This window comes from Advenella mimigardefordensis DPN7 (assembly GCF_000521505.1).
GTDB classification, from domain to species: Bacteria; Pseudomonadota; Gammaproteobacteria; order Burkholderiales; family Burkholderiaceae_B; genus Advenella; species Advenella mimigardefordensis.
On record NZ_CP003915.1, the window covers coordinates 4,400,684 to 4,413,138 of the forward strand.

Annotated in this window: 13 protein-coding genes; 5 read left to right on the forward strand and 8 right to left on the reverse strand. The window is 55.1% G+C overall.

Annotated features, from left to right (window positions below):
• Positions 1-100: 100 nt before the first annotated feature.
• Both MIM_RS20175 and MIM_RS20180 read left to right on the forward strand, forming a co-directional pair.
• Positions 101-1,111 (forward strand): Bug family tripartite tricarboxylate transporter substrate binding protein, encoded by a 1,011-nt coding sequence (locus MIM_RS20175; RefSeq protein ID WP_025374574.1) that lies wholly within the window; start codon positions 101-103, stop codon positions 1,109-1,111.
• 57 nt (positions 1,112-1,168) lie between these two features.
• Positions 1,169-2,716: an acetolactate synthase large subunit gene (locus MIM_RS20180; protein WP_025374575.1), complete on the forward strand. Its 1,548-nt coding sequence runs from the start codon at positions 1,169-1,171 to the stop codon at positions 2,714-2,716.
• Between the two features lie 81 nt (positions 2,717-2,797).
• Here the strand turns inward: MIM_RS20180 and MIM_RS20185 are convergent, their stop codons facing one another.
• The 6 genes from MIM_RS20185 to MIM_RS20210 form a co-directional block, all read right to left on the reverse strand.
• Positions 2,798-3,742 carry a LysR substrate-binding domain-containing protein gene (locus MIM_RS20185; protein WP_025374576.1) on the reverse strand — a complete coding sequence of 315 codons (945 nt, stop codon included), beginning with the start codon at positions 3,740-3,742 and terminating at the stop codon, positions 2,798-2,800.
• 53 nt (positions 3,743-3,795) lie between these two features.
• Entirely contained in the window at positions 3,796-4,566 is a 771-nt protein-coding gene (locus tag MIM_RS20190) for an amino acid ABC transporter ATP-binding protein (RefSeq protein WP_025374577.1), read from the reverse strand.
• Complete coding sequence (locus MIM_RS20195) at positions 4,563-5,213, reverse strand: amino acid ABC transporter permease (RefSeq protein WP_025374578.1); 651 nt, start codon at positions 5,211-5,213, stop codon at positions 4,563-4,565. Before MIM_RS20195 ends, MIM_RS20190 begins: the two co-directional genes overlap by 4 nt.
• A gap of 2 nt (positions 5,214-5,215) precedes the next feature.
• Positions 5,216-6,076, reverse strand: coding sequence for a transporter substrate-binding domain-containing protein (locus MIM_RS20200; RefSeq protein ID WP_245592783.1), 861 nt, complete (start codon positions 6,074-6,076; stop codon positions 5,216-5,218).
• Positions 6,077-6,201: 125 nt separating this feature from the next.
• Positions 6,202-7,356, reverse strand: a complete 1,155-nt coding sequence (locus MIM_RS20205; RefSeq protein WP_025374580.1) for a trans-sulfuration enzyme family protein — start codon at positions 7,354-7,356, stop codon at positions 6,202-6,204.
• Positions 7,357-7,486: 130 nt separating this feature from the next.
• Positions 7,487-8,818 carry an aminotransferase-like domain-containing protein gene (locus MIM_RS20210; protein WP_025374581.1) on the reverse strand — a complete coding sequence of 444 codons (1,332 nt, stop codon included), beginning with the start codon at positions 8,816-8,818 and terminating at the stop codon, positions 7,487-7,489.
• 132 nt (positions 8,819-8,950) lie between these two features.
• Here MIM_RS20210 and MIM_RS20215 point away from each other — a divergent pair, with 132 nt between their 5' ends.
• A complete protein-coding gene (locus MIM_RS20215; protein ID WP_025374582.1) occupies positions 8,951-9,832 on the forward strand; it encodes a DMT family transporter in 882 nt (293 codons plus the stop codon).
• An 87-nt stretch (positions 9,833-9,919) separates the two neighbouring features.
• Positions 9,920-10,120, forward strand: a complete 201-nt coding sequence (locus MIM_RS22730) for a type II toxin-antitoxin system CcdA family antitoxin (RefSeq protein ID WP_084459052.1) — start codon at positions 9,920-9,922, stop codon at positions 10,118-10,120.
• Between the two features lie 37 nt (positions 10,121-10,157).
• On the opposite strand, the gene MIM_RS20220 is transcribed toward MIM_RS22730, so the two are convergent.
• Both MIM_RS20220 and MIM_RS20225 read right to left on the reverse strand, forming a co-directional pair.
• Positions 10,158-10,949 (reverse strand): siderophore-interacting protein, encoded by a 792-nt coding sequence (locus tag MIM_RS20220; protein ID WP_025374583.1) that lies wholly within the window; start codon positions 10,947-10,949, stop codon positions 10,158-10,160.
• 72 nt (positions 10,950-11,021) lie between these two features.
• Entirely contained in the window at positions 11,022-11,594 is a 573-nt protein-coding gene (locus tag MIM_RS20225; protein ID WP_025374584.1) for a PadR family transcriptional regulator, read from the reverse strand.
• A gap of 341 nt (positions 11,595-11,935) precedes the next feature.
• Between MIM_RS20225 and MIM_RS20230 the strand changes: the two genes are divergently transcribed.
• Positions 11,936-12,385 (forward strand): hypothetical protein, encoded by a 450-nt coding sequence (locus MIM_RS20230; protein ID WP_245592784.1) that lies wholly within the window; start codon positions 11,936-11,938, stop codon positions 12,383-12,385.
• Positions 12,386-12,455: the final 70 nt, after the last annotated feature.

The following is a 12,455-nucleotide window of genomic DNA, read 5'->3' on the forward strand; positions in this document are numbered from 1 at the left end:
CAGATACACTATGCACAGGCGATCCCCTCTGTCCGGGACCCCCGCCAATAAACAGTAATACAGCATAACGATAAGAACATACAACCAAAGGAGACGTTTGATGACATTGCATTCCCTTATGGTCACTCCGCGGATCACTCCACGTCGGGGCCTGGCGCTGGCGAGCCTTGCTGCGTGCGCTATTGCCGGCGCAGCCAACGCAGCGGGCTATCCGGAACGCCCCGTTACCCTGATTGTGCCCTTCCCGCCCGCCGGCACGACCGACCTGATCGCCCGACACGTGGCCCAGGCACTGGAAAAGGAACTGGGCCAGACCATTGTAGTGGAGAACCGGGCCGGCGCCGGCGGCAATGTGGGCATGGGGGCACTGGCGCGTGCCAAAGCCGATGGCTATACGATAGGCATGGGTACCGTCGGCACGCAGACCATCAACCAATATCTGTACAAGGATATGCCGTTTGACCCGCAAAAGGATTTTGCGCCCATTGCGCTGGCAGGCACTACGCCGAATGTGATTGCCGTTAATGCCAACGCCGATATCAAGTCGCTTGGCGATCTGATTGCCAAAGCCAGGGCCGCAACAGACAAGAAGCTCAGCTATGCTTCTCCTGGTGTGGGTTCATCGGTGCATCTGACCGGTGCCTATCTGGAAGACGCAGCCGGCATCAGCATGCTGCATGTCCCCTTTAAAGGTGTGTCGGGCTCCATGCCCGCGCTGATTGGCGGTCAGGTAGACGTACTGATGGACAATCTGCCCAGCACGCTATCACAAGTGAAAGATGGTAGTAAAGTACGCGCGGTTGCCGTTACAGGTGCGCAGCGCGATCCTGCCATCCCGGATGTGCCCACCGTGGCCGAATCCGGCCTGCCGGGCTTTGATGTGAATGCGTGGTTTGCCCTGTATGCACCGGCCGGCACGCCGCCAGAAGCCATGAAGACGCTGGTGGTGGCGGCAGAAAAGGCACTGGCATCAAATGATTTAAAACAAAAGCTACAGCAGACCAGCACCCGGCCAGGCACGATATTCGGTGCCGATCTGACCGCGTTCGAGGCCAAAGAGCGTGAGCGCTGGCATAAGCTGATTCAGGACAAACATATTCAGTCCAAATAATTTTTATTGCTAACCCGTTCCGTGCGCGGAACACAGTTGAAAAAGGTTTATAGATTCATGAACGGAGCAGACAGTCTTTGCGATACCTTGCTGGAAAATAATATTGATGTTTGTTTTGCCAATCCCGGCACCTCGGAAATGCATTTTGTAGCGGCGCTGGATCGCAAGCCTCAAATGCGCTGCGTGCTGGGTGTATTCGAAGGTGTGGTAACAGGGGCAGCCGATGGTTATGCCAGGATGGCTGACAAGCCCGCCGCCACGCTGCTGCATTGCGGACCCGGCATGGCCAATGGCCTGGCCAATATGCACAACGCCAAACGCGCCCATACGCCCATGGTCAATGTGGTGGGCGATCATGCCAGTTATCATTTGCAATACGATGCACCGCTCACCAGCGATATCGAAAGCCTGGCCACCCCCATGTCCGACTGGGTGCGACGGATTCAGTCGGCCGACGATGTATCAGGTGCCGCGGCAGCGGCCATCACGGCGGCAAATAGTGGTTATGGCGCAGTTACGACACTGATTCTTCCGGCAGACGCGGCATGGACTGAAACCTCGACACCCGTGCAAAAAGCCGCACCGGTCAAGCGCACGCAGGTTACACCGGAAGCCTTGCAGGCGGCCACCGAAGCGCTTAATAACGGTCGCAATACGGTGATTCTGCTGTCCGGCAAAGCATTGCGCAGCAAGGCATTGGAAACCGCTGCCCGGATCGCCGAACGCACCGGCGCCCGGTTGATGGCACAACAGTCCAACGGCCGTATTGAGCGGGGTGCAGGACGGGTGAAGATTGAACGCGTACCGTTCAGCGTAGACCTTGCGATTAAAGCATTGCAGGATACCGAGCAACTGATTCTGGTGGGTGCAAAAACACCCGTTGCTTTCTTTGCTTATCCGGGCAAGCCTGGTGAACTGGTTCCCGAACATTGCAAACGTATTGAACTGACGCAACCCGACGATGATCTGCCCGGCGCCCTGGAGGCCCTGGCAGAAGCCGTGGGTGCCACTAACACGCCGGTCACCCTGCTGGCCGAACGCCATGATATCGGCCTGCCTACCGGAACACTGGATGCGGCTGCCGTGATTCAGGCGATTGGCAGCCTGCTGCCCGAGAATGCGATTATTTGCGATGAATCTGTCACCTCTGGCAGGGATTCGTTCAAATCAACATTTGGTTCGGCACCACACGATTTCTTGCAAATCACCGGCGGTGCCATCGGCATTGGGATTCCCATGGCCACCGGTGCTGCCGTTGCCTGCCCGGATCGCAAAGTGGTGCTGATGCAGGCCGACGGCAGTGGCATGTATACCCTGCAAGCGCTGTGGACGCAGGCGCGCGAACAACTGGATGTGGTCACTATTATTTTTGCCAATCGCAGTTATGCCATATTGCATAATGAATTTAAGCAGGTGGGCGCCGGCGCCCCCGGCCGCAATGCCCACCGTATGCTGGACCTGGACAACCCCGCCTTCGACTGGGTACATATGGCCAATGCCGCAGGGGTTGAGGCAGCACGCGTCACCGATACGAAAGCACTGGGCGAGGTATTGAAAAGTGCCATGGCACGCAAAGGGCCGTTTCTGATTGAAGCGGTGATTTGAGATTGACGCAAGCGGACGCGGTGGCCTGACTGCCGCGTTTCTTTGCTTAAGTGTGGTGCTTTTAAATATCTACCGCTGCTTTCAGGTTGCAGCGCCGCCATCACGAACGCTCGTCGCGTCCAGCATCTGATCAATCCGAGCCTGAATCTCGTTCATTTGAATGCGCATGAACTTGAGAAACTGTTTTGAGCTCTCTGAAAACAGTTTGTCCGTCCGAAACAGCAAAATGCAGCGAAACTCAACATCAAACGCCGCACGTCGCAACACGAGCCCGTTGTCTGCATAGCCTATCGCCGTAATCGGGTTGGCCAGACCCATTCCAACTCCCTGGCGCGCCAACTCGCATACAGTCTGTGAATAAGGGGTCTCTACAACCCGCCGCGGCGTCACGCAGGCGTTCTGGAACAGCGCATCGAGCCGCCTGCGACTGCCATCCTCCGCATTCAAAGCGATAAAATCCATGCCATCAAAATCGCTCAGTTCCAGGATCCGTTTCCCGCATAGTGGATGGTCGCTGTGCATGACCACCACGCCCTGAGTACGGTAAAACAGCGAGTGCTCCAGACCTGCCAACGACATTTCATCTGCCATCAAACCGAAGTCTGCGTGGCCGGACGTGACATGCGCGTGCACGTCCTTTGAACTCATGATTTGCAGATAGATGCAGGTCTCGGGAAAGCGCTGTCGATACGTCGCCACCACACTGGGCAGAAAACTGAAGCCCAGCGCAGGATAGACTGCCATGCACAAGCGGTCTGATCCTGCGGATTTCAGACTGCGAATACGATGTTCTATGGCCTGCATGCCAACAAAATATTGCTCGATATCATTCAGCAGAATCTGCGCTTCGCGGGTGGGCACAAGCCTTCCGCGGATTCGCTCAAACAGACAGAGATCAGCTGAGGCTTCCAGTTTGCGAAGCGACTGACTGACCGCCGATTGCGAAATGCCCAACAGGGAAGCCGTTTTGCTTGCAGTACCCGACACCATAACCGAACGGAAAATTTCAATATCACGTGCGTTCATGCCGGGCTCCTGAAAAGTGAGATATTGCAATCAGACGGGGGAGCTGCAGCAAATTACCTGACCTGGCCCAAAAACTGTGCGATGCGCGGGGTCGTCTGCCCGCTGAAAAAAGTCTCGGCGGCACAGTCCGCCAGAATGGCTCCCTGTTCCATAAAGATTATACGGTTCGCTGCGCTTTTGGCAAACCGGACTTCGTGGGTCACGACCAGCATGGTCATGCCATCACGAGCAAGGTCGCGCATAACATCCAGCACACCGTCGCGCAGTTCGGGATCCAGGGCAGAAGTGGGCTCATCAAACAGAATCACTTCCGGATCCATGGCCAGCCCCCTGGCAATCGCCACTCGCTGTTTTTGACCTCCCGACAAGTGTGCCGGATAGGCATCGGCCTTATGGGAAAGCCCCACGCGTTCCAGTAGAGCAAGCCCTTTCTCCCTGGCTGCCTTTACCGGCATACCCTGTACGCTGACCAGTCCCTCTATGACGTTTGCAATTGCCGTCATATGCGGAAATAAATTGAATGACTGAAAAACCATGGCCGATTTTCTGCGGATTTGTTCAATATCCTTCTTTTGTCTTGAGGTATAAGGCGTGTTCTCTGCGATGTTGACCTGTATACCGGCAATTTGCACCATGCCACTATCGGGCTGCTCCAGAAAGTTAAGCGATCGCAGCAAGGTTGTCTTGCCGGACCCTGACGGCCCCATAATGACGACGACCTCGCCTTTATCCACCGCCAGATCCACACCATGCAATACCTTGGTGTCGCCAAAACGCTTATGGATACCGCGCGCTGTCACTGTATTATTCATATCAATGCTCATCGATGATTCCTCGCAAAGCGCTCCTCCAGATAAGTCTGGACGATCGTCAATATCTGATTGATGATCCAGTAGATGGCGCCTACCATCAGGAACATCTCCATGTAGCGAAATGTGGCTGCGCCAACCTGATCGGCAACCCGGGTCAGCTCAACCACTGTCACGGTGGAGGCCAGCGATGTATCCTTGACCAGAGCGATCAGCCTGCTGCCTACCGTTGGAATCGCAATGACCAGTCCTTGTGGCAGGATAATCCGTTGCATGAGTTTGCGATAACTCAAGCCCATGGACAAACCGGCCTCCCACTGCCCTTTGTCTACGGCGTTGATGCCCGAACGGAAGTTCTCGCTCAGGTAAGATGCGGAAAATAACGTGAGCGCAATAATCGCAGACGGCACAGGTTCCAGGACGATACCGATGCGCGGCAGGCCAAAATAGATGAGTAGCAATTGCACCAGCAACGGCGTACCCCGAAAGATGGATACATAAACGAAGGCAGCATAGCGCAGCACGCGAAACGAGGATATGCGCGCAAGTGCAATAAACAACCCCAGCACGCATCCCAGCACAAACGAACTGGCCGACAGTAAAAGCGTCAGCAGCAGTGCGTTCTGCAACAGCGGCAGGGCACGCATAAACAGCTCCAGCATGACTATTTCCCCTCTGCCGCAAGTTCTGCTTTGGCAGCGGCGATGGAATCGAGCATCTTGTAATCCTTACCAACAAATTGATTACTGATCCGTTCGACCGTGCCGTCACTGAGCATGCTATCCAGCACTTTATTGACCGCGTCCTTCAGCGCGTCCTGGCCTTTTGGCAACGCCGCCGCAGCAAGCTGATAAGTCAGTGGCTCACCCACTTCCTTGACGGGAATGCCTTTTGCATGGGCATACTTCATGCCGCCGAAATGCGAGATGATGACGGCGTCGATTCGACCATTAGCAATGTCATTGAAGATAAGCGCGCCGTTATCATAGCCGCGTATATCGGAGTCGGTCAGGTGTTCACGTGCCCAGCTTTCATTGGACGAGCCGGTAGAAACACCCACCCGTTTGCCGGCGAGCGTAGCCTTGCTCATAATATCGCTGTTATCCTTGCGTACGAAGATCCGGAAAACTTCCACGCCATACGGTATGGAAAAATCTACTTGCTTGCGACGAATCTCGGTAGGCGTCATATCATTCATCACCAGGTCGTATTTATCCGTTTTAAGACCTTCGACGAAGTTCTTATACGTATCGCCCACGAATTTGACTTTGAACGGCCCCATGCGACGTGCCAGTTCCTCGGCCATGGCAACATCGTATCCTGTCAGCTGGTTTTTCTCGTCAAGCATGCTCCAGGGCGGGCTTGCCTGAGTATTGGCAATGCGTATAACGCCAGAGGTTTTGATCCGCGCCAGCAAATCCGTCGATTGCGCCAGAGCTGGCGCCACTGCCATTGTGCTTCCCATGACGATCAATAGCATTGTCGTCAGCCTGCGTGTCCCGCTCATTTGATTCATTGTTCCCATATCGCACCTCCAGGTTGTTTGCGTATTGCGTTGTTCCGATCCCCTTGCGGACATCGAATATTCATACTCCGTTTGTCATTACCTTCGATACTGCAATGTCGCGCATTGACTTTTCGCGTTGGCGTTCAGCGCAGGGCCTCGCTATAGGCATGCAATGCTGTCTGCAGGTCCTCAATGACCAGCGCGGGATCTTCAAGCCCTGCCGATAGCCTGATGATGGCCCTGTCCGTGCGAGGGAAAATGCGGTCCCGCTGCATTTGCGCCGGATAAAATGCGATCAGGCTGTGTACTCCGCCCCAGCTTGCACCCAACGGCAGGTGCTTCAGTGCGCGAAAGAAAGCCGAGTAGGCCGAGTCATTGTCCTGCTTCAACATGAAGGAAAACAGGCATCCACCCGTATTGAAGTTGCGCTTCCATACTTCGTGCCCCGGATCCCCCGGTAAACAAGGGAACAATATCTCTCGAATGTCAGGCTGTTGCTGCAGCCAGGAGGCAATGACCAGTGCATTTTCGCTTTGACGACGATAACGTAATTCGAAGGTTTCCAGTCCGCGCAGCACCAGGAAACAATCTTCGGGACTCGTCTGTAAACCCATAATGCTTTGCGTTTCCCGCAACTGCGAAAAGTACTCGAGATTATTTGTGCTCACTGCACCCAGCAGCAGATCGGAATGACCGCCGAAAAACTTCGTCGCCGCTTCCACGCACAGATCAATGCCGTGCTCAAGCGGACGAAAGCCCAGGGGCGAGGCCCAGGTGTTGTCTACCATTGTCATCACACCATGCGTGGCCGCTATCGCCGCGATTGCGGGGATGTCCGCCATTTCCATAGTGACGGTACCCGGTGCCTCAAGACAAATCATTCTTGTATTTGGACGAATATAGTCTGCTATTTCACCTGAGATATCGGCAGGATAATATTCCACTTCGACGCCCAAACGAGCCAGCCATTTATCAGCGTAGGTTTTCAGCGCACCATAGCTGGCGGCGGAAATAAGCAGGTGATCGCCACCCTGCACGAATGCCATCACTGCCAGACATAACGCAGCTTGTCCGGATGGAGTGACCGCGCAATGCTTACCCCCCTCCAGACGGGCAATTTCCTGTTCCAGCAGACGCGCGGTAGGCGTGCCGGTGATGCCGTAACTGTACCCATCTGGCTGACGCGATTTTCGATTGATGAAAGACTCTACGCTGTCGAATACCACAGTGGAGGCCCGCCAGACCGGCGGAGAAAGTGCGGCAAACGCATCGCTTGCGGGGTAATACTTTTTTGTCATAACTGTATCCGGGTTTCTGTCTTAAGGTTCGGACAGTATTACAGAAGTGCGTACCCACGACTACAGCTGAAATAATGGACTCTATAAGTAAAACTTAAGTCCCGGGCAGATTGATGGAGCAGCGTGGCCGTCAACCCAGTGTCATCACATATTCCCTGACCCGCTTCAATGCCGCTGCCAGCACGTCCGGCGCAACAGAGCCCAGCGCAATGCGAATGGCATGCGGCACATGCGTGGTGGTGGCAAACGGCTCGGCCGTAGAGACGGATATCTGCTCTCGCATGAGCGCCATCACAATCTGATCGGCCCGCGCATCCTCACCCAGTGGAATCCATAGAAAATAGGATGCCGGATGACCAACGCACGCAATCTCAGACAAAATCTCCCGAGCCATGGACTGGCGCAACCGGGCATCCTCGCGCTTTTGATATTCCAGTTGCAATACAGTACCGTCGCGGATCCATTCAGTTGCAATTGCACTCATGACGCCTGGCGTGCTCCATGTTGTGGCCCGTATGGCGCGCTCAAGCAACGGCACATGGGCAGGCGGTGCGGCGATCAGCCCTAGGCGCAGGCCGGCCGCCACGTTTTTCGCAAAGCCGGTGATGTAGATGGTGATATCGGGTGCCAGCTGTGCAATCGGTACGGGCGCATCCTCTACCAGATAGGCGTAGGCGGCGTCTTCAATAATCAGCAACCGGTGTTCACGCGCAACGGCAATCAGTTGCCTGCGACACGCTTCACTCATCACCCAGCCCAGCGGATTATGCATAGTGGGCATGGTGTACACCGCCCGGACGCGGCGCGAGCGGCAGAGTTTTTCCAGTGCAGTGATATCGGGCCCCTGGCCTGCTGCAGGGATCGCAAGCAGCTCCAGGTGCAGCACGTCGGCCAGCACACGGAAGCCGGGATAGGTGAGCGCATCCACAGCCACCACATCACCGGGCTTCAGGTTCGCCATCAGGGTCATGGACAGCCCGTCCTGCGCGCCATTCACAATCAGAACCTGAGCGGCGTCGACCGTCAGTCCCTGGCTGTCCAGATACTGCGCCATCACTTCACGCTCGTGCATCCGCCCGCCGTGCGGTGCATAGCGTAATAACGCAGCCAGATCGCCGGATGTAGCCAATTGACGCAGAGCGTTGCGCAGCATCTCGGTCTGTCCCGGCAAAGATGGGTAATTGAAATTGAGATCAATCATATCGGCTGCCACTACATGCTGATCAATGCCATGCCCCGATGGCAACGCAATTTCGCGCACAAACGTGCCCCGACCCGTTTCACCGCTGACGAGTCCCATGGCCTGCAGTTCGGCATACACGCGCGTCGCCGTAACGAGGGACAGGTGCTCACGCGCCGCCAGTTTACGATGCGTGGGGAGCCGTGTGCCGGGCGCCAGACGTCCGCTGCGGATGTCCTGAGCAAGCTGATCAACCAGTGTTTTGTATCGCAGGCGAGACATATGAATTTGTATCCATGACAATAAATTGATTGTCATGATTATAGATTCTAAGATAGCGCATGGCATAACAGTGGTGCATGACAAGTGCAATTGCAGATGTGATGCATATAACGTGATCAATCGGGTGGATGAATGGAACAGGAAAAGGGGCGGACCGGTGGGTCTGCCGGCTGGTTCAACGGTTTTCTGGGCGTACTGATTTTCAGCGGCTCGCTGCCGGCAACGCGCGTGGCCGTGATGGAGTTTGACCCGGTATTTCTGACGGTGGCGCGCGCTGCGATCGCAGGCTTGCTGGCCCTGGTGCTGTTGCTGCTAACCCGACAGAAACGTCCGACGCGTGCACAACTGCCGCCGCTGATCATTGTCGCGCTGGGGGTCGTAGTCGGCTTCCCTCTATTGACCGCGCTCGCGCTGCAGCATGTGACCTCGGCCCATTCGATTGTATTTATTGGCCTGCTGCCGCTTGCCACCGCGCTGTTCGGCGTGTTGCGCGGCGGTGAACGCCCACGTCCGATCTTCTGGCTGTTTTCGGTCACAGGCAGCCTGCTGGTGGCCGGCTTCGCGCTGTCCCAGGATCTTAGCGCTTCGCTGGCCGGTGATCTGCTGATGCTGGCTGCCGTATTGGTGTGCGGCCTGGGGTATGCGGAAGGGGCGACGTTGTCGCGCAAGCTGGGGGGCTGGCAGGTGATTTGCTGGGCGCTGTTGCTATCGTTGCCCTTTATGCTGATCCTGTCGCTGCTGACCATGCCTGCATCGTTCGACTCCATCAGCCAGCCCGCATGGATGGGACTGGCCTATGTTTCGCTTTTCAGCATGCTGATCGGGTTTGTGTTCTGGTATCGCGGGCTGGCCCAGGGCGGCATTGCTGCGGTGGGACAGTTGCAGTTGCTGCAGCCCTTTTTCGGACTGGCCCTGGCGGCAGGTCTGCTGCATGAACCTGTGAGCGTGCTGATGGTAGGCGTGACGGTGGCGGTGATTCTTTGCGTGGCGGGGTCAAAACGATTTGCGCGTTAGCGGCTGCAAGGCCGGAAGGCACATAGTCAAAATTGATCATGCTGCGCATATGCGGCATTAGAACGGGTTACGAAATGGAGCCCGTTGATGCCTGCTTCAAACAAGCCTCGAAATACGTCCAGAGCGCCACACATAAAATTTTTGCGTGATTCTCTAATCTCGCCACCCCGAGCCATTACAGGCAAGTGCACAGAATCCTGGCTGAAAGACAACAAAGAGGCCATTGAACGTTCTAACGAGTTCGGTGAGCGCTATGGCCCGCCGCTGCAAAAATACCGGATGTTCTAAAGGCAGTTTTAATGTAGGCCTCCGCTTCTGTCACTTCTTACTCCTGCGCCGCATCCTTCTTCCAGTAGTTGCTGACGCGCACCCTTGATTTGTCTATACCTCTTTCTTCCAGCAGATGCTGGGTAATGGCACGCATCTGTGCCGCTTCGCCGCCGCCCCAGATATAACCTTCGCCTTCCGGCAGAGTAAAGGCACGCACCGCATCAACCAGGGGTTGTGTGTTGGTTTCGCCCGCCTGCAACCAGTTAATTTGCGCATCGGCTTCTGTCTGAAATGCCTGCTGTTCAGCCACGTCAGCCACAAGCGCAATAACGTGTACTTTGGTTCCTTTGGGCAATTCTTCAAGACGTCGGCCAATCGCGGGCAATGCGGTTTCATCGCCGATCAGCAACTGCCAGTCAAAACCATCAGGAATCACAAAGGAGCCACGCGGTCCGGCCACGACCAGGGAGTCGCCCACTTGCGCGCCGGCGACCCAGGTGGAGGCGGGCCCTTCACCATGCAGGACAAAGTCTATATCCAATTCTTCATCCGCGGCACGTATGTTCCGGGGCGTGTAGTCGCGTGCGGGCGGCCTTTGCGCGCCTTCGGGAAAACGTGGCCCTTCGGGCGTATTTTCGGGAACAACCGGCTGGCCGTCTGCCGGGAAAAACAGTTTCATATGATCGTCGAATGAGGCGGAGATGAAGTCTCCGAGGTCAGGACCGTGAAAAGTGACCCGGACCATGCGCGGTGTCAGTTGTGTGATCTGCCTAACCTGCAACAGGCGGGCTTTGAGCGGATGACGTACGCGTTGTGCAGTTAATTCAGTAGGTTTGGTATTTGGCATATTAGATAGATTTAAGAAATTCAATTGTGATTGTCAGTCAATTGTGGGGGTCAGCGGGCAGCATCTGGCTGATCAGACCTGTCTGATCTGTTCGATGGCGGCATTCAGAATGGCTATGATGCGCTTCTGTTCCGATACGTCTGCCGCGCTCTTGAGCAGCAATGCCCGTTTGAGTGCCAAACGAGCGGCCAGAAATTCAGGCAACCAGCCCGATTGATCGGGCGCATCGCTATCGGCAGCCATGGCGCCCTGTATATACTTCATTTTGTTGGCGAGGTGCACCAGCATGGCCAGCAGCTCGTCGGCCTGCTCGCGATGCTCATTCAGATATTCCTGCCCTTCAGGAAGGAGTACATAAGACTTTTTATTACTGTGCACCGACACAGAGGCGTAGCCAATTTCGTGAATGTAGGTTAACGCCGGATACACCATACCGGGGCTGGGTTTCCAGTATCCGCCCGAACGCGTATCCAGTTCCTTGACCAGCTCATAGCCATGACTGGGTTGGATTTCCAGCAGCGCAAGCAGCATAAGCTGAAGATCTTCGGAGGAGAATTTGCGGCCACGGGTAAATTGATCGTCGTGACGGCGATGGCCGCGCCCGCCGCGGTGGTGATGGTGATGATGATGTTTGTCAGCTTTCATTTGTGGGTCTCTTTATATCATTTGAAAAATATTATCTTAAAACATATCGTACGATATATCTTAGATAATAAACTGTCAAGCCTCTGCATGATCGACGATTTCACGTTATTACTGAAAACCATCTGGATTCTTCAACATCAAGCCCTGTCGGCAAGGCGGATTAAACAGGGAAATTACACCTAACCCTCTGATTTATTGTATTAATAATAAAATCATATATACCCATGCCCGTATCACGGTTGCGATATATAATAAAAATCATTACTATTTGCATAAACAATACATTATTAATTTGCCTGAATGCCAGAGGTTCTATGCTGAATGAAATATTGAACACGACCGTGCCTCAGAATACAGCCGACCATCTGCTACGCTGGCGCCAGGCCACCACCGATGGCAACGAAGCGTATAGCCAGGGTAAATACAGGACGGCGCTCAGGCACTACGATCTTGCTTTGACGATGGCGACCGAATCATTCGGTAATGCCCAGGATGCAGAGGCAGCCGTGGCAGCCTTTGTCATTGCTCACCATAATCTGGCCGATACCTATGAACGCCTTGGCAGCGATGCACTGCAGCGATTGCATTTGTGTTTACCGCATGAAACCCTGTGCACCGCCATGAACGATGTAACCCTTTCCGAAGCATGGCAAAGTGCCGCACTGAATCACAGCAGGCGCACCTATGCAGAACTTATCCGATTTCTGAGCCTGCACCCCCATGACCACGAAGCCAGAATCGTGGCAAACCAGGGAGCAGCCGGTATGACGCGCAACGTGCCCGTTCAATAAGGCGCCTGTGTTTTCGCTCATTGATTTTTTCCGGAATCGCAATCACGCATGACATGCGCGAGGCAGACAC

What these genes read in the sequence shown, in the direction of transcription:
- MIM_RS20175 (WP_025374574.1), top strand. Translation starts at nt 101, where the DNA reads ATGACATTGCATTCCCTTATGGTCACTCCGCGGATCACTCCACGTCGG.
- MIM_RS20180 (WP_025374575.1), top strand. Translation starts at nt 1,169, where the DNA reads ATGAACGGAGCAGACAGTCTTTGCGATACCTTGCTGGAAAATAATATT.
- MIM_RS20185 (WP_025374576.1), bottom strand. Translation starts at nt 3,742, where the DNA reads ATGAACGCACGTGATATTGAAATTTTCCGTTCGGTTATGGTGTCGGGT.
- MIM_RS20190 (WP_025374577.1), bottom strand. Translation starts at nt 4,566, where the DNA reads ATGAGCATTGATATGAATAATACAGTGACAGCGCGCGGTATCCATAAG.
- MIM_RS20195 (WP_025374578.1), bottom strand. Translation starts at nt 5,213, where the DNA reads ATGCTGGAGCTGTTTATGCGTGCCCTGCCGCTGTTGCAGAACGCACTG.
- MIM_RS20200 (WP_245592783.1), bottom strand. Translation starts at nt 6,076, where the DNA reads ATGGGAACAATGAATCAAATGAGCGGGACACGCAGGCTGACGACAATG.
- MIM_RS20205 (WP_025374580.1), bottom strand. Translation starts at nt 7,356, where the DNA reads ATGACAAAAAAGTATTACCCCGCAAGCGATGCGTTTGCCGCACTTTCT.
- MIM_RS20210 (WP_025374581.1), bottom strand. Translation starts at nt 8,818, where the DNA reads ATGTCTCGCCTGCGATACAAAACACTGGTTGATCAGCTTGCTCAGGAC.
- MIM_RS20215 (WP_025374582.1), top strand. Translation starts at nt 8,951, where the DNA reads ATGGAACAGGAAAAGGGGCGGACCGGTGGGTCTGCCGGCTGGTTCAAC.
- MIM_RS22730 (WP_084459052.1), top strand. Translation starts at nt 9,920, where the DNA reads ATGCCTGCTTCAAACAAGCCTCGAAATACGTCCAGAGCGCCACACATA.
- MIM_RS20220 (WP_025374583.1), bottom strand. Translation starts at nt 10,949, where the DNA reads ATGCCAAATACCAAACCTACTGAATTAACTGCACAACGCGTACGTCAT.
- MIM_RS20225 (WP_025374584.1), bottom strand. Translation starts at nt 11,594, where the DNA reads ATGAAAGCTGACAAACATCATCATCACCATCACCACCGCGGCGGGCGC.